Here is a 19,386-nt window from a genome sequence, read left to right as displayed (position 1 = left end):
CGCCGTTTTTATTTATGGCAATCAAACACTACCTTCAGTTTTCCGACTTTACGCTTGATGAATACGAGTACGTGATCGAACGTTCCCGTGTGATCAAACGTAAGTTCAAGAATTACGAGCCCCATCACACGCTGGCCGATCGTACCCTGGTGATGGTGTTCGAAAAGAACTCGACCCGCACCCGCCTCTCCTTCGAGGCCGGCATGCACCAGATGGGCGGTGCGGCGATCTACCTCAACACCCGCGACAGCCAGCTCGGCCGTGGCGAACCGGTGGAAGATGCGGCCCAGGTGATGTCGCGCATGTGCGACGTGATCATGATCCGTACCTACGGCCAGGAGATCATCGAGCGCTTTGCCAAGCATTCGCGCGTGCCGGTCATCAACGGCTTGACCAACGAGCAGCATCCCTGCCAGGTGCTGGCCGATGTGTTCACCTACATCGAACACCACGGCAGCATCCAGGGCAAGATCGTGGCCTGGGTCGGTGACGCCAACAACATGCTCTATTCCTGGCTGCAGGCGGCCGAGGTGTTTGGCTTCCACGTCAACGTCTCTACCCCCAAGGGCTACGATATCGACCCGGCGCAGGTCTCGCCGGGCAACAAGAACTACACCTTCTTCGCCGATCCGGCCGACGCCTGCCAGGATGCCGACCTGGTCACCACCGACGTGTGGACCAGCATGGGCTTCGAGGCCGAGAACAATGCCCGCCTGAAAGCCTTCGATGGCTGGATCGTGGACCAGGCCAAGATGGCGCGCGCCAAGAAGGATGCGCTATTCATGCACTGCCTGCCCGCCCACCGTGGCGAGGAAGTGGCCGCCGAAGTGATCGACGGCCCGCAATCGGTGGTTTGGGAAGAGGCGGAAAACCGCCTGCACGTGCAGAAGGCCCTGCTCGAATATCTGGTGCACGGCCGCTTCGACTAAGCCGCCCTGCTGCCCTGCTCTCCTAGCGCAAGAATCACGCTCAACACTTCACTTCATCGCAACGTCAAGATCATGTCCAACATCCTGCAATCCGTCCCGGTCAATCAAAAAGTCGGCATCGCCTTCTCCGGCGGCCTCGATACCAGCGCCGCGCTGACCTGGATGCGCCAGAAGGGCGCCATCCCCTACGCCTACACCGCCAACCTGGGCCAGCCGGATGAGCCGGACTACGACGCCATCCCCAAGAAGGCCATGCAATACGGCGCCCAGCAGGCGCGCCTGATCGACTGCCGCGAACAGCTGGCCAATGAAGGCATCGCCGCGCTGCAAAGCGGCGCCTTCCACATCTCCACCGCCGGCATCACCTACTTCAACACCACCCCGCTGGGCCGCGCCGTGACCGGCACCATGCTGGTGTCGGCCATGCGTGAAGACAACGTCGACATCTGGGGCGACGGCAGCACCTACAAGGGCAACGACATCGAGCGCTTCTACCGCTATGGCCTGCTGGTGAACCCCAACCTGAAGATCTACAAGCCCTGGCTGGACAGCACCTTCATCGACGAACTGGGCGGCCGCAAGGAAATGTCCGAGTTCATGATCAAGTCCGGCTTCGACTACAAGATGTCGGTGGAAAAGGCCTACTCGACCGACTCCAACATGCTGGGCGCGACCCACGAAGCCAAGGACCTGGAATTCCTCAACAGCGGCATCAAGATCGTGCAGCCCATCATGGGCGTGGCGTTCTGGCGCGATGACGTGGAAGTCAAGGCCGAGACCGTCACCGTGCGCTTCGAAGAAGGCCGTCCGGTGGCCCTGAACGGCAAGACCTTCGCCAGCATGACCGAGCTGATCCTGGAAGCCAACCGCATCGGTGGCCGCCATGGCCTGGGCATGAGCGACCAGATCGAGAACCGCATCATCGAAGCCAAGAGCCGCGGCATCTACGAAGCTCCGGGCCTGGCCCTGCTGTTCATCGCCTACGAGCGCCTGGTCACTGGCATCCACAACGAAGACACCATCGAACAGTATCGCGACAATGGCCGCAAGCTGGGCCGCCTGCTGTACCAAGGCCGCTGGTTCGATTCGCAGGCCATCATGCTGCGCGAGACCGCCCAGCGCTGGGTGGCGCGCGCCATCACCGGCGAAGTCACGGTGGAACTGCGTCGCGGCAATGACTACTCGATCCTCAACACCGAGTCGCCCAACCTGACCTACCACCCGGAACGCCTGACCATGGAAAAGGGCGAAGGCAGCTTCTCCGCCATCGACCGTATCGGCCAGCTGACCATGCGCAACCTGGACATCGCCGACACCCGCCAGAAGCTGGCGATCTATCAGAACACCGGCCTGCTGGAGTCCAGCACTGCGGTGTCGCTGCCGCTGCTGGGCAAGGACGAGAAGTAATTCCGATTCATACAACGTATTAATGGAAAACCATTCGATGAGCACTCAATTCGACAACGTCACCGTCCTGAAAAAGGGCAATGTCTACTTCGACGGCAAGTGTGTCTCGCACACCGTGCTGTTTGCCGATGGCACCAAGAAGACCCTGGGCGTGATCCTGCCCGCCAGCCTGACCTTCAACACCGGCGCGCCGGAAATCATGGAAATCAACGGCGGCAGCTGCCGCGTGCGCCTGAAGGGTGAAGAAGCCTGGAACACCTACGCCGCAGGCACCACCTTCAGCGTGCCGGGCAACTCCAGCTTCGACATCGAAGTCACCGAGACCCTGGACTACGTCTGCCACTTCGGCTGATCGCGGTCTTGCCTGAACGAAAAAGCCGTCCAGTAGCGATACTGGACGGCTTTTTCATGTTTTGCCCTTGGGTCACGTTCAGATGAAGACCGGCTCGGGCTCCAGCTGCACCCCGAATTTTTCCTTCACATCCTCCTGGATGGCCTTGGCCAGCCTGGCCACCTCGGCGCCGGTGGCGCCACCGCGATTGACCAGCACTAGTGCCTGTTTCTCATAGACGCCGGCACGGCCCACGGTCTTGCCCTTCCAGCCGCTGCGGTCGATCAGCCAGCCGGCGGCCAGCTTGTAGTGTCCCTCATCGACGCGATAGCTGACCAGGTCGGCGTATTGCGCCAGCAAGGTATCGCGCAGACGGGCCGGCACGATGGGGTTCTTGAAGAAGCTGCCGGCATTGCCGATCTGCGCGGGATCGGGCAGCTTGCGGGTGCGGATGGCGATGACGGCTTCGGCGATGTCGCCCGGGCCGGGTTCGGTCACACCGCGCTCCTGCAGCGCCTGCGCCACGTCGGCGTAGTTGGCATTGGCTTGCCAGCGCTTGGGCAGGGCAAAGCTGACCTCCAGCACCACGGCGCGGTCGCGCAGCGCATGCTTGAAGACGCTGTCGCGATAGCCGAAGCGGCAGGCGTCGCGGTCCAGCGTGAGGATCTCGCCGGTAGCGAGATCGAAGGCGCGCAGGCTATGGAAGCGGTCCTTGACCTCGATGCCGTAGGCGCCGATGTTCTGGATAGGCGCGGCGCCGACGCTGCCAGGGATCAGCGACAGATTTTCCAGTCCCCCCAGGCCTTGCGCCAACGTCCATTGCACGAAACCATGCCAGTTCTCGCCGGCAGCCGCGCAGACGTAGATGAAATCCTCATCCTCACCGGTGATGGTCATGCCCCGGCCCTGCATGTGCAGGACCAGCCCTGGGAAATCCTGTGTCAGCAACAGGTTGCTGCCGCCGCCCAGCACCAGGCGCGGCAAGGCCATCAGGGCGGCGTCCTGGCGCAGGGCGTGCAGGGTGTCGGCGCCCTGGACGGGAAGATAGGCATAGGCCTGCGCCTGGAGGCCGAAGGTATTGAGGCCGGCCAGGGAAACGGCGTACTGGAGGGGAAGCGAAGACGTGGTCATAGGGCTGGGATTATATCGCCCTGCTGCGGTAAATCCGCTGTCAGCGGATCGGCGATGGCGGCCACGTCCCCTCTCCGCTAAAATCACGGGTCAGACGCCGGCCTTCGCCGGCTGCAAGAACATAAGGAACAAGCCATGCCCTCATTCGATACCGTCTGCGAAGCCAACCTGGTGGAAGTCAAGAACGCCGTGGACCAGGCCAACAAGGAAATCTCCACCCGCTTCGACTTCAAGGGCACCGACGCCCGCGTCGAGCAAAAGGAGCGCGAACTGACCGCCTATGCCGACTCCGACTTCCAGTTGAGCCAGGTCCGCGACGTGCTGACCAACAAGATGACCAAGCGCAACGTCGATGTGCGCTTCCTGGACGAAGGCAAGATCGAGAAGATCGGCGGCGACAAGGTCAAGCAGGTCATCAAGGTGAAGAACGGCATCGAGAGCGATGATGCCAAGAAGATCGTGCGCGTCATCAAGGACAGCAAGATGAAGGTGCAAGCCAGCATCCAGGGCGACGCCGTGCGCATCACCGGCGCCAAGCGCGATGACCTGCAGGCGGCCATCGCGCTGCTGCGCAAGGAGATCAAGGATATTCCGCTGGAATTCAACAACTTCCGCGACTGATTCCCTGCTACGCCATCCACAAAAAACGCCGGCAACTGCCGGCGTTTTTCATGGTCGTGCGCTACTGCCTGCTGAGCATCAGGCGGCGTCGCGCTCATCCCCCACCAGGCGGCGCTGCTTGACCGAATCGGCCAGGCCTTGCAGCACTTGCAGGCTTTCTTCCCAGTTGATGCAGCCATCGGTGATGGACTGGCCATAGGTCAGTTCCTTGCCCGGCACCAGATCCTGGCGGCCGGCGACCAGGTGCGATTCCACCATGACGCCGACGATGCGGGTGTCGCCACCGGCGATCTGGCGACCGATGTCGGCGCAGACCGGGATCTGGTTTTCCGGCTTCTTGGAGCTGTTGGCGTGCGAGGCGTCGATCATCAGGCGCGCCGCCAGGCCGCTCTTGGCGATGTCCTGGCAGGCTGCTTCCACGCTGGGGGCATCGTAGTTGGGCTGCTTGCCGCCGCGCAGGATGATGTGGCAATCCTCATTGCCGGCGGTGGAGACGATGGCCGAGTGGCCGCCCTTGGTCACCGACAGGAAGTGGTGCGGCTGCGAGGCGGCCTTGATGGCGTCCACGGCGATCTTGACGTTGCCGTCGGTGCCATTCTTGAAGCCCACCGGGCAGGACAGGCCGGAGGCCAGCTCGCGGTGCACCTGCGACTCGGTGGTGCGGGCGCCGATGGCGCCCCAGCTGATCAGGTCGGCGATGTATTGCGGGCTGATCACGTCCAGGAACTCGGTGCCTGCCGGCAGGCCCAGCTCGTTGATGTTGAGCAGCAACTCACGGGCCGCGCGCAGACCGTCATTGATGCGGAAGCTGTTGTCCATGTACGGGTCGTTGATCAGCCCCTTCCAGCCCACCGTGGTGCGCGGCTTTTCGAAGTAGACGCGCATGACGATTTCCAGCTCATTCTTGTGGCGCTCGCGCTCGACCACCAGGCGGCGAGCATATTCCATGGCCGCCTTGGTGTCGTGGATGGAGCAAGGGCCGATGACGACCATCAGGCGGTCGTCCTGGCCATGCAGGATGCGATGCAGCGCGGTGCGAGCTTCAGCCGTGGTGCGCTCGACCTTTTCGGTGCAGGCGAATTCGCGGATGAGATGCGAGGGGGGGACCAGTTCTTTCATTTCTCGGATGCGAAGATCGTCAGTGCGCGGCATTTTTTTCTCCTGGAGTGCTGCAATTATTCAGCTGGAAATTTGACCAAAAAAAAACCGCCATCACTGGCGGTTTTTTAGGAAATCGGTTTTGTCTTTTTACGAACGCTTACCGCTTTTCACCGCCGTGGGGCTGGAATAGCTAAAGTAAAAATAAAAGTAAGCGCGGGTGAAGGACATGTCTGGCGTCAATCGTTTAAGTGAAGCAGGCATTCATAGTGCTACAAATCCAGACCTTTGGCAAGCAAACCGAAAAAAATGGGATGGTGCAGTGCATATGCAATTTTTATGCATACACAACCCTTAAAAATAACTTTTTATATCACCAATACAAAAATTATCCGTAAAAACACAATAATAATTCAAGCCAAATGCAAGCCATGCGCGCCCGACCGGGGACCTGTGAGTGTGGCTATCCTGCAAAAAAACAGCTTTCTTGATCTGACCACGCCCCTCTCCTCCCTCGAAAACGGCGCCACGGACGAAAAAAAACCGCCGGCATCCCGCCGGCGGTTGTGATCATGCTGGCAGCGCAGCAGCGCCGCAGGATCAGGCGGTCCCGCCCACGGTCACGCCGTCCAGACGCAAGGTCGGCTGACCCACACCCACCGGCACGCTCTGCCCTTCCTTGCCGCACACGCCCACCCCCGAATCCAGGCGCATGTCGTTGCCGATCATGGAAACGCGGTTCAACACGTCCGGGCCATTGCCGATCAGCGTAGCGCCCTTGACCGGATAGGTGATCTTGCCATCCTCGATCATGTAGGCCTCGCTGGCCGAGAAGACGAACTTGCCGTTGGTGATGTCCACCTGGCCGCCACCGAAGTTGACCGCATACAAGCCGTTCTTGACCGACGCCAGGATCTCGGCCGGATCCCTGTCGCCACCCAGCATATAGGTGTTGGTCATGCGCGGCATGGGCAGGTGCGCAAAGGATTCGCGGCGGGCGTTGCCGGTGACGTCCATCTTCATCAGGCGGGCGTTCATGGTGTCCTGGATGTAGCCCTTGAGGATACCGTCTTCAATGAGTGTGGTGCACTGGGTCGGGTTGCCCTCGTCGTCGATGTTGAGCGAGCCGCGACGGTCGGCGATGGTGCCGTCATCGACCACGGTCACGCCCTTGGCCGCGACGCGCTCGCCGATGCGACCGGAGAAGGTGGACGAGCCCTTGCGGTTGAAGTCGCCTTCCAGGCCATGGCCGATGGCTTCGTGCAGCAGGATGCCGGGCCAGCCGGGGCCGAGCACGACGGTCATCGGCCCGGCCGGGGCCGGGCGCGATTCCAGGTTCACCAGCGCCGTCGCCACAGCTTCGGAAGCATATTGTTCCAGCAGCACGTCGGAGAAATAGCCATAGTCGTAACGACCACCGCCGCCGCTGCTGCCCATCTCGCGACGGCCATTCTGCTCGGCAATCACCGTCACCGACACGCGCACCAGCGGACGGATGTCCGCGGCCAATACGCCATCGGCACGCGCCACCAGCACCACATCGTATTCGCCGGACAGGCTGGCCATGACCTGCTTGACGCGCGGGTCCTTGGCGCGGGCGATGCGCTCCACGCGCTCCAGCAACTGCACCTTGGCGGTGGCGTCCAGCGAGGTCAGCGGGTCATGCGGCAGATACAACGCACGGCCGCCGCCAGGAATCATCGCACCGGCCACCTTGATCTTGCCGCTGCCCTGGCGGGCAATGGTGCGGGTCGCCGCTGCGGCGTCCATCAGGGCCGATTCGGAAATCTCGTCGGAATAGGAAAAGGCGGTCTTGTCACCCGACACGGCGCGTACCCCCACGCCCTGGTCGATGGAAAAACTGCCGGTCTTGACGATGCCTTCTTCCAGGCTCCAGCCCTCGCTCTTGGTGAACTGGAAGTAAAGGTCGGCATAGTCGACCTTGTGCGTGAACATGCTGCCCAGGGCCTTGAGCAGCTTGGATTCGTCCAGGCCGAAGGGAGTCAGCAGCACGTCACGCGCCACTTGCAGGGCGCCCATGTTGGGTTCAAATAATTTCATAGCGTCTTGTCGGAAGGCAAAAAGGTCAAAGCTTGCGATGGCGTAGCGCCGGCAAACTTTCTCGAACGTATTGTAGACGATGGGGATCAATGTCGCCGATCACAAGCCCTTCCCCTTCCGGCAGGACCGAAACGATCTCGCCCCAGGGATCGACCAGCATGCTGTGGCCCCAGGTCCGGCGGCCATTGACGTGCTCGCCGCCCTGGGCCGACGCCAGCACGTAGCACTGGTTCTCGATGGCGCGGGCGCGCAACAGCAATTCCCAGTGGGCGCGGCCAGTGGTGTAGGTGAAGGCGGCGGGCATGACGATGAGCGCACACTCGCCCATGGCGCGGTACAGCTCGGGAAAGCGCAGGTCATAGCAGACCGACAGGCCGACCCGCCCGAAAGGCGCTTCGAAGCTCTGCACTTCGTGGCCATATTCGATGGTACGGGCCTCATCGTAGTTTTCTTCACCGCGTACGAAGTTGAACAGATGGATCTTGTCATAACGCGCCACGCGCTGGCCCTGTGGCCCGTAGACCAGCGAGGTATTGAGCACCTTGTCCGGATTGTCGGCCTTCAGCGGCAGCGTGCCACCCACCAGCCACAGGCCGTGCTGGCGCGCCAGGCTGGCCATGCATTCCTGGATCGGGCCGGCGCCATCGGCTTCAGCGTGGGCCAGCTTGTCACGTTCGTGACGGCCCATGATGGGCCAGTATTCGGGCAGCAGCACCAGTTGCGCCCCCTGCTGGGCGGCAGCGGCCACCAGACGGGTCGCACTGGCGAAGTTCTCCGCCACCTCCGGAGTGGAGACCATCTGGATGGCCGCCACCTTGATTGCCTGCGTCATGTCTTGCCTCTCATTGCATTGGGAGATGAACAATGCCTACAGTATCGCGCATTCGAGGCCAACCCGCCGCCCACGCCAGCAATACGCTCACGCGCCGCTATTGATGACCGGGCCGATGTTCTGCGGGTTGGCGGGGCGGCGCCCTGCCGGGGCCGTCGGCGCAGCGGCCGGAGCGGCTGGCGTAGCCGGAGCCGCCGGCGCAGGCATTGCAGGCAGACCCTGCCCGCGCCCCTGCTCCAGCAGCTCGCGCGCACGCTGCCCATCTACTGGCGTGACCTGGCCTTGCTTGACCACGATAGGATCGCTCCAGGAACCGCTGACCTTGTACTCGAAGCTGAGGGATTTCATCACCGGGTTACGCAGGAACAGCTGCGCCAGCAAGGTACTCACGCCCACCACCGGATTGACCGCCATGGCCACCACCGAGGCCGTGCCCAGGTTGATCTCGGGAATCACCACCACATGCAGGTCCTGGGTCTCGCGGGCGATATCGGCCGAACCGCTCATGAGCACCGAGGCGGTCACGCCCGTCATCTTCAGGTTGTCGGTGCTGGCGATGCCCTTGTTGATGCTGGCCGTGCCGGCAACGGTATCGAAGGCGAAGCCTTCCGAGAAGACATCGCGGAAGTCCAGCGTCAGCCGCCGCGGCAAGGCTTGCAGGTTGAGCACGCCCAACAGCTTGGCGGCCCCCGGATCGACCTTGAGGAATTGCCCGGCATGCACATCCATGTGGACCTGCCCGGCCAGGCTGGCCATGTCCATGGCGTAGGGCGGCGCCTTCCAGCTGAGATCGCCATCGAGCTTGCCCTTGCCGCCGCGCACCGTACCGGGATAGCCGAAGCGCTCCAGCAGCTTGCCGGCGTCCTCGATGTCCAGCGCATAGGTGAAGTTGGAAGTATGGTTGCTGCCAAAGCTCATCCAGTTGCCGGCGGCGCGGAACTGGGCGTCTGGATTGGCCAGCAGCAAGCGGCTGATGCGCCATTCCCGGCCCACCGAGGTCACCATGTTGCTGGCGTCGAGTTCCAGCCGGCCCAGCTTCTTGCCGCCCAGCTCGAACTGTTCGGCGCGGATGTCCAACGCGGGCATCTGCACCTTGTCGTCTTCCGAGGCCACCGTCGCGGCGCCATTCTCGGCGGTCGGCGTGGACTTTGGAATGACCAGCGAGGACAGGCGCGCCGTCACCTTGCCCGGGCCGCGGGCTGCGCCTGACTCGTCCCAGGTGACGGTGCCGGCGACCTGTTGCGACTCCAGACTGATCTGCCAACTGTTGCGCCGATGGGCAGCCTCCAGGATCAGCTTGTTGAGCTTCTTGCCCTTCAGGCTGAGTTCCCCCACCCGCGCCGAGACCTGATCCGGCGCCAGATACTGTGCAATGTCGCCGCTGCCAAGGCGAGTGGAAGCGGCCGACGCATCCTCTGCAACCGCCGGGCCGACCAGCTCGTTCTTCAGGCTCAGCCACGGATCCACCTCCAGACTGTCGGCAGCCAGCGCCAGCTTCAGGCCGGCAGACGGCGACGGCGCGGGCTGGTTCCAGCCGATGCCGCCGCTGGTCACGCGCCATGCGGCCCCCGTAGCAGCCACCCGCTCGCGCACATAGCGTGAAGCGATGCTGCTTCCCAGCGCCAGCTTCAGCTCCTCGCGTTCGATCAGGGGATCGGCCGAGGCCAGCGGCAGCAGTTCGAAGCGCAGTGGCAGGCTCTCCTGCGCACTCTTGCGCAAAGGTACCGGCAGATCGACGCCCAGCCCGGCCAGGCTGGATTCGACCACCACCTCGGGCTGATGCTGGCGCACCAGCACGGTGGCGTTGTAACGGGTCGTGCCGGACAGGCGCGCCAGCAGGCGCTGCAGCGATGGCTCGGGATATTGCTTGCGCAGCATGTCGACGTTGATTGCGCCCTCCAGCCGCATCTGGCTGCTACCGTCTTTCTGGGTGCCGCCACTGATGGTCAGCGCATCGCCGAGGAACTGGCCGCGCACGCCATTGAGAGTGAAACCGTGTTCATTGAACTCGACCTTGCCATTGGTGCGATAGAGCACCGGCAGGTCCGGCAGCAGGTCCACATCATTGTTGGCGAAATGGAAGGCGCCCTGCGCACGGGTATCGATGGCGTGATGCAGCGGCATCTGGAACTTCAGGTCCAGCCTGGCCTCGCCGGTGGCGCTGCTGTGCTCCATGAGATTGCCGGTCCAGCGCGCCACCGGGCTCTGGTTCACATACCGCAGGAACACCGCCATCGGCGCGCTGGCCACGCCCTCGATCTCCAGCTCGGCCTCATGCGAATCGACATCGGCCACCCGCGCCGTCACCGGCCCCAGCTTCGCCCCCAGGGTGCGGGCGCTGTCGGCCTTGATCTCCAGCCGAGTGCGATCGATGCTCAGGTGACCCCGACCCTCTTCCAGCAAAGGCCATTCCGGCTCCTTGCCATCGCGGCCCAGATGACCGGGCGTGTAATTCAGCTTGAGCCCCTCGAAATCGCCGCTGAGCTGGAACTGGCCCTTGGGCTTGTCGCCCGGCTTGGCCGTATGGAAGGGGAAATCGGCCAACGCGCCCTTGAGGGTGAATTGCACATCGCGCAGGCTGCCGTCGACCAGTCCGTCGGTGAGCCAGTGCCGCAAGGGTTCGCTCAGGTGGCGCGGCAGGTAGCGCCGGATCGCCTTCACATCGAAGCGGCTCAGTTCGCCGTGCAGGTCCACACTGCCCGCCGACTTGCCCTGCAGGGGCTGCACATGCCGCCCCGAGAGGCTGCCGGCCACACCGGGCTGGGCAAACTGCAGCTGCTCCAGGTCCACCTGCAGGGTCTGGTCCTTCAGGTACTGCCAGCGCGCCTGCATCTTGAGGCTGTCGAAAGGCATGCTGGACTCGACGAACTGTTCGGCCGGCATCTCGATAGCGAGCTCCTGCGAATCCAGCTTGACCGACCCGCCCTTCTCGGTGGCGTCGATCTCGCCGTCGATATTGCTGAAGCCGGGGAAACCCGCCCACTGCGCCCGCACCTGCTGGGCGGCATTACGACGCGGCTCCACATGCGCCGGCAAGCCCTTGAGTCCGAGCCCGGAAAAGCGGCCCTGGACGCGGTAGGAAGCCAGTTCGGGATAGGTTCCCTGCCATTGCACGGTGAAGTCGCGCAGCTCGCCGCGCGGCGCCAGGTCATCCAGCAGCTTGCGCTGGGAGGGCGCCAGCGGCAGCCGCGTGGCCAGTTGCGACAAGGTCTGCAGGTTCAGGTAGGTGGCCTTGACGCTGGTGCGCTCGGCCTTCAGGGGCGTGCCGGGCTCATAGCTTTCGGCAATCGACGTCGGCGGCAGCACGAAACCGTCCGGCGTCTCGATCGAAAAATCGGTCAGGGTCACCTGATGGCCATTGGCGCCGAAGGTGGGAATGCCGTCCTCGGGAGTGGCTCCCAGGCTTTCGCTGGCCGAGATGCGGCCATTGACGCGCTTCAGCGACAGCGGCTCCAGCTGGCGCGAGAGCTGCGCATTGAAATTGTTCAGGGCCAGATCGGCGGTGAAATTGGCCACCTTGGCATGGTCCAGCGCCAGCCAGGCCCGCACCGAGCCGGTGCCGCTCTGGATGGCGATGGGATAGTCGAAATAGGCGCGCCAGACCGACAGGTCGGTGCGCTGCAGGTCGGCATAGAGCGTTCCCTTCCAGCGCAGGATGTCGGAACTGCGGGCAAACGCCGGATGGCTGAAGTCGGCGCGCACGTCCAGCGGCGCGGCATAGGACGTCGGCGGGATGGCGCGCAGCGAGAGACGATGGCGCAGCCAGCGGTTGTGCAGCACCAGGTTGACGTCTTCCAGCACCAGTTCCGGCGCCTGACGCAATTCATCGTCCCAGCGCAGCTTGCTATGGCGGATCACGATTTCGCGCTGCGACAGCAGCCAGTCCAGCGAACTGCCATCGCCCCCGGTAGGCACCGGGATGCCCGCCACGAAGAGCTTGCCGCCAGCGTCGCGCCGGATCGCCAGGTCCGCACCTTCGATGCTCAGGTTTTCCAGCCGCAGGCTGGCCACCACCACGCTGCTCCAGGACAGCGTGGTCGAGACCTGCGGCAAGGTCAGCGCGGGCTCGCCCTGCTGGTCATGCACGGTGATGTTGGTCAGCGAGAGCTGCGGGCGCAGGCCGCGCCAGGAAGCGTTGATGACGTCGATACTGACGGCGCGGCCGATCTGGGCCGACACCAGGCGTTCGATCTGCGGCTTGTAATGGCCGATCTCGGGCAGCACGGCGTAGCGCAGCACCAGAAACAGTGCGCAGAAGATGAAGTAGCCCGCCAGCAGCAGCTTGACGGTGAAGCCCAGCAGATGATGGCTGGCCCGGTTCAGGCGGAAGTAGCTGCCCCGCGCGACGCGCCAGCACAGAGCCCAGCGGCCAGGCTTGTGTGCAGCGTTATCGTGTTCTTCGGACATCAGGATGCAATGGCAGCTCGGGATTCAAAGATTTCTGGCAATACGGCAGTTCAGGCAGGTGAAGCGGTGACATGATCGCATGGAAAACATGGCCATGCCATCTGCGCAATGCCCTTCCTGGGTGCAAAATGGCCGATAAATTGAAAAATGAAGGATAGAATCCCCTCTCTGGCCCATCCGTCAGGCCCATGTCAGCCCTGTCCCACCCTGTCCGATTATCGACGCGGCGCAACATGACTGAAGCGACATGGCCGCCGGTTTTCCTTCTTTTACACTTTGCTGCGGAGCTTTCCAGACGCTTATGCCGGTCTTCTCGCCTGCCCATCACCGCTCCCTCGTCGAGGCCTCGTCCTCGCGCTACTACACCCGCTGGACCCAGGCCGACCCGGCCCGCCCCGCCCTGGTGGCTGCCGCGGCGGCCGCCGGTGCGCTTGACCGCGCCTTCCTGCAGCAGCGCCTGGAGCACGACCTGGCCAGCGGCCTGAGCCTGCCGGCGGCCATGCGCCGGCTGCGCAACCTGGTCATCTGCACCCTGATCACGCGCGACCTCGATGGCCGTGGCGACCTCGACGAAGTCGTAACTACCATGACCGGCTTTGCCGACTTTGCCGTGCAGACCCACCTGGCGGCGCTGATGCAGGAACAGACTGCGCTCTACGGCCTGCCCATCGGCGAGGAATCAGGACGGCCGCAGGAAATGATCGTGCTGGGCATGGGCAAGCTGGGTGGGGGCGAACTCAATGTCTCCTCCGACATCGACCTCATCTTCGTCTATCCCGAAGACGGCGATACCCGCGCCGAGGCCGGCCAGAAATCGCTGTCCAACCATGAATTCTTCGTGCGGCTGGGCAAGAAGCTCATCGGTGCGCTGGCCGAGATCACTGAGGACGGTTTCACCTTCCGGGTCGACATGGCGCTGCGCCCCAACGGCAACTCCGGCCCGCTGGTGGCCAGTTTCAACATGGTGGAGGAATACCTGGTGCGCCAGGGCCGAGAATGGGAACGCTATGCCTGGACCAAGGCGCGCGCCCTCACCGGCACGCCGGAAGACATCGCCACGCTGGAAGCGATCAGCCGCCCCTTCATCTTCCGCCGCTATCTCGACTACGGCTCCATCGACGCGCTGCGCTCCATGCACGGGCAGATCCGCGCCGAGGTCAAGCGCCAGGAAGCCCTGCACCCGGACCGCAGCAACAACGTCAAGCTGGGCCGTGGCGGCATTCGCGAGATCGAGTTCACCAGCCAGGTATTCCAGCTGATCCGGGGCGGGCGCGATGCCGAGCTGCGCGACCGCTCCACCCGCACCACCCTGCGCACCCTGGCCGCCAAGGACCTGCTCGCACCCGAGGTGGTGGAGCAATTGCTGCACGCCTACACCTTCCTGCGCAATCTCGAACACCGCCTGCAATACCTGGAAGACGCCCAGACCCACACCCTGCCCGTCAATCCCGACGACCTGCTGCTGGTGGCCCGGATGATGGGCTATGAGGAACCGGCCGCGCTGCTGCACGAACTGGAGCGCCAGCGCGCCATCGTCGCCGCCCAGTTCGACGCCATCTTCGCCGACAAGCAGTCCGAGGCCGACAACGACGGCCCCAGCGTGAGTGTGAGCGATAACGACAATCTCGAAGGACTCGCCGACGCCCTGCGCCTGGTCGGTTTCCCCGAGGCCGACATCGCCGACGGTGCGCGGCGACTGCACCTGACCTGGCAATCCCCGCGCATGCAAAGCCTGCCCGAGGCCAGCCGCAACCGCCTCAACACCGTCATCAACACCAGCCTGCCGCTGCTGGCGGCACTGCACTACGACCAGCTGCCCGCCCTGGGACGACTGCTCGACCTGCTTGAAGCGATTGCCCGCCGCGCCGCCTACCTGGCGCTGCTGACCGAGTATCCCTATGCCCTGCAACGCCTGGTGCGCATGATCGGCGCCAGTGGCTGGGCCGCGACCTACCTCACGCGCCACCCGCTGCTGCTGGATGAATTGCTGGATGACCGCAACCTCAAGGCCGCCTCCGACTGGGCCGCCTTCGCCGAGAACTGCCGCCGTCAACTCGCCACCGCCGAGGGCGATACCGAACGCCAGCTCGACATCCTGCGCGAGTTGCACCATGCCGAGCAGTTCCGTCTGCTGGCGCAAGACCTGGAGGGCGACCTGTCGGTGGAAAAACTGGCCGACGAACTCTCTGCCCTGGCCGATGTACTGGTGCAAGTCACCATCGAGGCGGTCTGGCAGACCGTTGCCCAGCGCCATCGCGAGGTGCCGCAGTTCGCGGTGATCGCCTATGGCAAGCTGGGCGGCAAGGAACTGGGCTATGCCTCCGACCTGGACGTGGTCTTCCTCTACGACGACGAAGACCAGGACGCCCCCGGCCTCTACGCCAAGCTGGCGCAGCGCTTCATCACTTGGATGACCAGCCACACCCCGGCCGGCACGCTGTTCGACATCGACATCGCCCTGCGTCCGGACGGCGCCAGCGGCCTGTTGGTCTCGCCCTTGTCTTCCTTCGAGAAATACCAGCTCAATGCGGCCTGGATCTGGGAACACCAGGCGCTCACGCGGGCGCGCTTCTGCGCGGGAGATACGGCCATCGGCGAGCGCTTTGAAGCGCTGCGCGAACGGGTGCTGCGCCAGCCGCGCGATCCGGCCAGGCTGGAAGAAGAAGTCCTGTCGATGCGACGGCGCATGCGCGAGGCTCATCCCAACCGCAGCACCATGTTCGACCTCAAACACGATGAGGGCGGCATGATCGACATCGAATTCATGGTGCAATACTTGGTCCTGCGCCATGCCAGCGACCATCCGCAGCTCACCGGCGACATCGGCAATATCGCCCTGCTCAAGCTGGCCGGACAGCTGGGGCTGATCGATGCGCTGCTGGCCGACGAGGCCGCCAATGCCTATCGCCTCTTCCGCAAGCTGCAGCACCAGATCCGCCTGCAGGGTTCAGAACGCGCCCATATCGATGCGATCCGGGTGGAGCATGAGCGGGCATGCGTGATCCGGCTGTGGCAGCAAGTCTTTGGCTGATCCTGGGCCGGGCCGGCCCCAGGGTGCCGGTGAACGAAAAACGGGATGCACCTGCCGGTGTATCCCGTTTTTCATGTCCAGCGCTGAGCCAACAGCGAGGTCGCCTTACTGCTGCGGCTTGACCGCCACCAGATTGATGAGCGTTTCTTCGCGCTCGGCGCGGGGCTTGATGCCGAAGACGCGCTCCAGGATGCCCAGGTCTTCCCGGCTCCACCACAGGTAGGGATAGGAGATCGACTGCGGCGCCACCTCGAAACCGGCGCTGCGGACCAGGGCCAGGTATTCACCGGCGGTCTTCTGCACCTCCATCGGATGGCGGAACAGCAACCGGATGATCCACGAATGGATGTAGCGCTTGGTCGACTCGGCAAACAGCAGGATGCCGCCCGGCTTGAGGACGCGGTAGAACTCGCGGATCGCCTCTTCCTGGTCGATCAGGTGATGGAAGGTCTGGTGGCAGAACAGCAGGTCCACGCTATTGTCCTCCAGCCGCATGCGCGAGCTGGAACACTGGATGAATTCGGCGCGCAGGCCCTCGGCCTCGGTCTCGCTGCGGGCGGCGGCGATCATGGCCGGATCGATGTCCATACCGATCAGGCGCTGCGGGGCAAAGCGCTGGTGCAGCTTCTTGAGCGAACGGCCCCAGCCGCAGCCCACATCGGCGACCACAGGATAGCTGCTGCGGCGCGCGGGAATGAGACGCTCCAGATCCTGCATGGCGCGCTCCAGCACGTGCAGGGTCCAGGTCGGCGTGCGCAGGAACCAGAGACCGAAGGCGGTCTCGGGGACGTGCTCCGGCACGGCCGGAGGCATGGGCGAAGAATGTGATGTCATGTCGTTATGCTTGTTGTACTGGCTGGACGCCGCGGCAGAATCGGCTAGCGTCCGGCTGACCGGCGGTTTCCCCCTGCCGGCTGATGGAAAAATGCCCCGCAAGCGAAGCATCGCAAGCGGGGCATCAGATGTTACCGGCTGGCAAACAGGACTGCAACCGTCCTGCGCTGTTATCCCAGCTCAATATTTGGGCGGCGTCTTCTCATCGCGGCTGGCGCGGCGGTCGCTGCTGCTGCTGTCGCGTGAGGACGAGCTCTCACGGTCGCGCGAACGGGCGCTGTCGCGGCTGGAATCGCGTTCGCGGGCGCGGTTGCTGCGATCACTGTCCTTGCTGTCCTTGCTGTCCTTGGCATCCTTGCTGTCCTTGCCGTCCTTGCCCTTGGCGTCGTCCTTGGCCGCGTCGGCCGGGGGTGTGGGCGGCGTGACCGTCTGGATGCCCTTGGCGGCCATGTATTCGTGCATGTCCTTCCAGCCGGCGAAGATGCCCGCCTTCAGGGCGTCGGGATTGCGCTGGTAGCAGTCTTCCAGGCTCTGGCCGGCCTGGCGGCAGCCCGCGCCAAGCGCGATGCCCTCGGCCTTGGCCTCTTCGGGGGTCTGCTTGGGCTTGGAAAAGCTGCTGATGTAGTCGCACGCAGACAGCGAAAAGCTGACGGCGGAAATCAGGGCCAGGTTGGCCAACAGGCGACGGGCCTGGGATGAGCTTGCTGACATGCGTTCCCTCGTTGGGTCGGTTGCTCTTGTTGTTGACGGGCCATGCGGCCCATGGCGGCAAATGGACAAAAGGCCATTGCAAGCGACGCTCGCAACAGCCTTCTGATCCTTTTGCAGGCTGATCCGTCTATTTTCACCGCGGCAAGCAGGCTTGCATACGAGGAAAAGAAGCCGAAACAGCCCTGAAATTGACGCTCCCGGCCAGGGAACCCCGGCCGGTGCGCCAGAACACGCGTCTTACTTGGCGTTGGCCAGGGCGACGGTGGTGTCCAGCATGCGGTTGGAGAAGCCCCACTCGTTGTCGTACCAGGACGACACCTTCACCAGGCGGCCGGAGACCTTGGTCAGGGTGGCGTCGAAGTTGGACGATGCCGGGTTGTGGTTGAAGTCCACCGAGACCAGCGGGTCGGTGTTGTAGGTCAGGATGCCCTTGAGCGGACCGTTTTCGGACGCTGCCTTCAGGATGGCGTTGACTTCATCCACGGTAGTGTCGCGCGAGGCCACGAAGGACAGGTCGACGATGGACACGTTGATCGTCGGCACGCGGATGGCGTAGCCGTCCAGCTTGCCGTTCAGTTCCGGCAGCACCAGGCCGACCGCGGCAGCAGCACCGGTCTTGGTCGGGATCATGGACTGGGTGGCCGAACGGGCGCGACGCAGGTCTTCGTGATAGACGTCGGTCAACACCTGGTCGTTGGTGTAGGCGTGGACGGTGGTCATCAGGCCGTTTTCCAGACCGATCTTTTCATGCAGCGGCTGCACCAGCGGAGCCAAGCAGTTGGTGGTGCAGGAAGCGTTGGAGATGACGGTGTCGGACGCCTTCAGCACGCCGTGGTTCACACCGAAGACGACGGTGGCGTCCACATCCTTGCCACCCGGCGCCGAGATGATCACCTTCTTGGCGCCGCCCTTGAGGTGGGCGCTGGCCTTTTCCTTGGTGGTGAAGAAGCCGGTGCATTCCAGCACCACGTCCACGCCCAGCTCGCCCCAGGGCAGCTCGGCGGGGTTGCGCTGGGCCAGCACCTTGATGCGGTCGCCGTTGACGACGATGGAGTCGCCATCCACGGTCACGGTGCCGGGGAACTTGCCGTGGGCGGTGTCGTACTGGGTCAGGTGGGCATTGGTCTTCGGGTCGCCCAGGTCGTTGATGGCAACGATCTCGATGTCGTGCTTCTTGCCGCCTTCGTAGTGGGCGCGCAGGATATTGCGGCCGATACGGCCATAACCGTTGATTGCAACACGAATTGCCATGCTCTTCTCCTTGAGTAGTAAAAATCAATGCAAACCGGTAGTCGGGAAAGCGACCTGTCCGTCAGCTTGCACCCGGTGGGCGCCGCCAGGCGGACATCAATCCTTCTTTTCCGGCCTTTTTGTTCAGTTGTTCTTGCCGTCGCTGCCTGCCCTGCTGATCCTGCCGATCCATCCCGTAGCGGGCACAGCCGGCCCTCGTCCGTTCAGGAGTGAAGCTTGCGCCAGACGAAACCAGTCTCGTCGAGTTCACTGCCATCATCCCAGGTGAACGTTTGTTCATAAAGCCTTTCGGCCCCGAGCGAGGCGAAAAATTCCCCTGCGCCTTCATTCTTGCTCAAGACCCAGGCCATCAGGCCGGTCGCACCGGCGCTGATGAGGGTGGCGGCGACGTTGGCCAGCAGGCGCTTGCCGATTCCCTTGCGCTGCTCATCGGGCAGCACGCAGATGGCGGTCAGCTCGGCGTCGCAGCCAAAGCGCGACTCGGCCAGGGTCATCCCGGAAGCAAAGCCGATGATCTCGCCGCCGCTCTCGGCCACGAAGGTGCAGGCGGCGTCCGAGGATGCTTCCAGCACCTGCTCCCAGAGCTTGACGCTTTCCTCGGGCTTCAAGTGATCGAGGTAGCTGTCGGGCACCAGGCCGCGGTAGCTGGCGCGCCAGGCATCGATGCGCACGCCAGCGATGGAGGCCGCGTCGCCCTTCCTGGCGCGACGGAACAGGACTTCTTCAGTCATGGACGGCGCAC

General features: G+C 63.7%; 15 protein-coding genes. 6 read left to right on the top strand and 9 right to left on the bottom strand.

Going from position 1 to position 19,386, the window contains the following annotated elements:
* Positions 1-14: 14 nt before the first annotated feature.
* The 3 genes from argF to ppnP all read left to right on the top strand — a co-directional run bounded on the left by argF (position 15) and on the right by ppnP (position 2,688).
* A complete protein-coding gene (gene argF / locus ACP92_RS07150; protein ID WP_013233448.1) occupies positions 15-929 on the top strand; it encodes an ornithine carbamoyltransferase in 915 nt (304 codons plus the stop codon).
* Positions 930-1,001: 72 nt separating this feature from the next.
* Positions 1,002-2,336: an argininosuccinate synthase gene (gene argG / locus ACP92_RS07145; RefSeq protein WP_013233447.1), complete on the top strand. Its 1,335-nt coding sequence runs from the start codon at positions 1,002-1,004 to the stop codon at positions 2,334-2,336.
* Positions 2,337-2,373: 37 nt separating this feature from the next.
* Entirely contained in the window at positions 2,374-2,688 is a 315-nt protein-coding gene (gene ppnP, locus ACP92_RS07140) for a pyrimidine/purine nucleoside phosphorylase (RefSeq protein ID WP_041310401.1), read from the top strand.
* Positions 2,689-2,766: 78 nt separating this feature from the next.
* Here the strand turns inward: ppnP and murB are convergent, their stop codons facing one another.
* Positions 2,767-3,798 (bottom strand): UDP-N-acetylmuramate dehydrogenase, encoded by a 1,032-nt coding sequence (gene murB / locus ACP92_RS07135; RefSeq protein ID WP_013233445.1) that lies wholly within the window; start codon positions 3,796-3,798, stop codon positions 2,767-2,769.
* 135 nt (positions 3,799-3,933) lie between these two features.
* On the opposite strand from murB, the gene ACP92_RS07130 reads away from it, so the two are divergent.
* The gene (locus ACP92_RS07130; RefSeq protein ID WP_013233444.1) at positions 3,934-4,419 is read left to right on the top strand and encodes a YajQ family cyclic di-GMP-binding protein; all 486 of its coding nucleotides are present in this window, start codon (positions 3,934-3,936) and stop codon (positions 4,417-4,419) included.
* A 78-nt stretch (positions 4,420-4,497) separates the two neighbouring features.
* On the opposite strand, the gene aroG is transcribed toward ACP92_RS07130, so the two are convergent.
* Complete coding sequence (aroG, locus tag ACP92_RS07125) at positions 4,498-5,571, bottom strand: 3-deoxy-7-phosphoheptulonate synthase AroG (RefSeq protein ID WP_013233443.1); 1,074 nt, start codon at positions 5,569-5,571, stop codon at positions 4,498-4,500.
* Between the two features lie 285 nt (positions 5,572-5,856).
* On the opposite strand from aroG, the gene ACP92_RS24520 reads away from it, so the two are divergent.
* The gene (locus tag ACP92_RS24520) at positions 5,857-6,087 is read left to right on the top strand and encodes a hypothetical protein (RefSeq protein WP_156181748.1); all 231 of its coding nucleotides are present in this window, start codon (positions 5,857-5,859) and stop codon (positions 6,085-6,087) included.
* 30 nt (positions 6,088-6,117) lie between these two features.
* Here ACP92_RS24520 and tldD read toward each other — a convergent pair whose 3' ends face one another.
* The 3 genes from tldD to ACP92_RS07110 all read right to left on the bottom strand — a co-directional run bounded on the left by tldD (position 6,118) and on the right by ACP92_RS07110 (position 12,817).
* The gene (gene tldD, locus ACP92_RS07120; protein WP_013233442.1) at positions 6,118-7,578 is read right to left on the bottom strand and encodes a metalloprotease TldD; all 1,461 of its coding nucleotides are present in this window, start codon (positions 7,576-7,578) and stop codon (positions 6,118-6,120) included.
* A gap of 25 nt (positions 7,579-7,603) precedes the next feature.
* On the bottom strand, positions 7,604-8,410 hold the full coding sequence (locus ACP92_RS07115; RefSeq protein ID WP_013233441.1) for a carbon-nitrogen hydrolase family protein: 807 nt from the start codon (positions 8,408-8,410) through the stop codon (positions 7,604-7,606).
* An 87-nt stretch (positions 8,411-8,497) separates the two neighbouring features.
* Positions 8,498-12,817 (bottom strand): YhdP family protein, encoded by a 4,320-nt coding sequence (locus ACP92_RS07110; RefSeq protein ID WP_013233440.1) that lies wholly within the window; start codon positions 12,815-12,817, stop codon positions 8,498-8,500.
* A 301-nt stretch (positions 12,818-13,118) separates the two neighbouring features.
* Here ACP92_RS07110 and glnE point away from each other — a divergent pair, with 301 nt between their 5' ends.
* Positions 13,119-15,848, top strand: a complete 2,730-nt coding sequence (glnE, locus tag ACP92_RS07105) for a bifunctional [glutamate--ammonia ligase]-adenylyl-L-tyrosine phosphorylase/[glutamate--ammonia-ligase] adenylyltransferase (RefSeq protein ID WP_171941775.1) — start codon at positions 13,119-13,121, stop codon at positions 15,846-15,848.
* A 105-nt stretch (positions 15,849-15,953) separates the two neighbouring features.
* Here glnE and ACP92_RS07100 read toward each other — a convergent pair whose 3' ends face one another.
* The 4 genes from ACP92_RS07100 to ACP92_RS07085 all read right to left on the bottom strand — a co-directional run bounded on the left by ACP92_RS07100 (position 15,954) and on the right by ACP92_RS07085 (position 19,375).
* Positions 15,954-16,682: a class I SAM-dependent methyltransferase gene (locus tag ACP92_RS07100; RefSeq protein ID WP_013233438.1), complete on the bottom strand. Its 729-nt coding sequence runs from the start codon at positions 16,680-16,682 to the stop codon at positions 15,954-15,956.
* A 180-nt stretch (positions 16,683-16,862) separates the two neighbouring features.
* A complete protein-coding gene (locus ACP92_RS07095; protein WP_013233437.1) occupies positions 16,863-17,393 on the bottom strand; it encodes a hypothetical protein in 531 nt (176 codons plus the stop codon).
* 237 nt (positions 17,394-17,630) lie between these two features.
* Positions 17,631-18,644: a type I glyceraldehyde-3-phosphate dehydrogenase gene (gap, locus tag ACP92_RS07090; protein WP_013233436.1), complete on the bottom strand. Its 1,014-nt coding sequence runs from the start codon at positions 18,642-18,644 to the stop codon at positions 17,631-17,633.
* A 203-nt stretch (positions 18,645-18,847) separates the two neighbouring features.
* The gene (locus tag ACP92_RS07085) at positions 18,848-19,375 is read right to left on the bottom strand and encodes a GNAT family N-acetyltransferase (RefSeq protein ID WP_171941776.1); all 528 of its coding nucleotides are present in this window, start codon (positions 19,373-19,375) and stop codon (positions 18,848-18,850) included.
* Between the last annotated feature and the right edge of the window lie 11 nt (positions 19,376-19,386).

This window comes from Herbaspirillum seropedicae, from assembly GCF_001040945.1.
In the GTDB taxonomy this organism is placed as follows: Bacteria; Pseudomonadota; Gammaproteobacteria; order Burkholderiales; family Burkholderiaceae_D; genus Herbaspirillum; species Herbaspirillum seropedicae.
Note: the sequence above shows the minus strand (reverse complement) of the source record. Positions and strands in the feature narration are given on the sequence as shown.

Excerpts from the sequence above, each read along its gene's own strand:
- ACP92_RS07110 (WP_013233440.1), bottom strand. The coding sequence starts at position 12,817 with ATGTCCGAAGAACACGATAACGCTGCACACAAGCCTGGCCGCTGGGCT.
- gap (WP_013233436.1), bottom strand. The coding sequence starts at position 18,644 with ATGGCAATTCGTGTTGCAATCAACGGTTATGGCCGTATCGGCCGCAAT.
- ACP92_RS07095 (WP_013233437.1), bottom strand. The coding sequence starts at position 17,393 with ATGTCAGCAAGCTCATCCCAGGCCCGTCGCCTGTTGGCCAACCTGGCC.
- argG (WP_013233447.1), top strand. The coding sequence starts at position 1,002 with ATGTCCAACATCCTGCAATCCGTCCCGGTCAATCAAAAAGTCGGCATC.
- argF (WP_013233448.1), top strand. The coding sequence starts at position 15 with ATGGCAATCAAACACTACCTTCAGTTTTCCGACTTTACGCTTGATGAA.
- ACP92_RS07100 (WP_013233438.1), bottom strand. The coding sequence starts at position 16,682 with ATGACATCACATTCTTCGCCCATGCCTCCGGCCGTGCCGGAGCACGTC.
- ACP92_RS07115 (WP_013233441.1), bottom strand. The coding sequence starts at position 8,410 with ATGACGCAGGCAATCAAGGTGGCGGCCATCCAGATGGTCTCCACTCCG.
- ppnP (WP_041310401.1), top strand. The coding sequence starts at position 2,374 with ATGAGCACTCAATTCGACAACGTCACCGTCCTGAAAAAGGGCAATGTC.
- ACP92_RS07085 (WP_171941776.1), bottom strand. The coding sequence starts at position 19,375 with ATGACTGAAGAAGTCCTGTTCCGTCGCGCCAGGAAGGGCGACGCGGCC.
- ACP92_RS24520 (WP_156181748.1), top strand. The coding sequence starts at position 5,857 with ATGCATACACAACCCTTAAAAATAACTTTTTATATCACCAATACAAAA.
- tldD (WP_013233442.1), bottom strand. The coding sequence starts at position 7,578 with ATGAAATTATTTGAACCCAACATGGGCGCCCTGCAAGTGGCGCGTGAC.
- ACP92_RS07130 (WP_013233444.1), top strand. The coding sequence starts at position 3,934 with ATGCCCTCATTCGATACCGTCTGCGAAGCCAACCTGGTGGAAGTCAAG.
- murB (WP_013233445.1), bottom strand. The coding sequence starts at position 3,798 with ATGACCACGTCTTCGCTTCCCCTCCAGTACGCCGTTTCCCTGGCCGGC.
- glnE (WP_171941775.1), top strand. The coding sequence starts at position 13,119 with ATGCCGGTCTTCTCGCCTGCCCATCACCGCTCCCTCGTCGAGGCCTCG.
- aroG (WP_013233443.1), bottom strand. The coding sequence starts at position 5,571 with ATGCCGCGCACTGACGATCTTCGCATCCGAGAAATGAAAGAACTGGTC.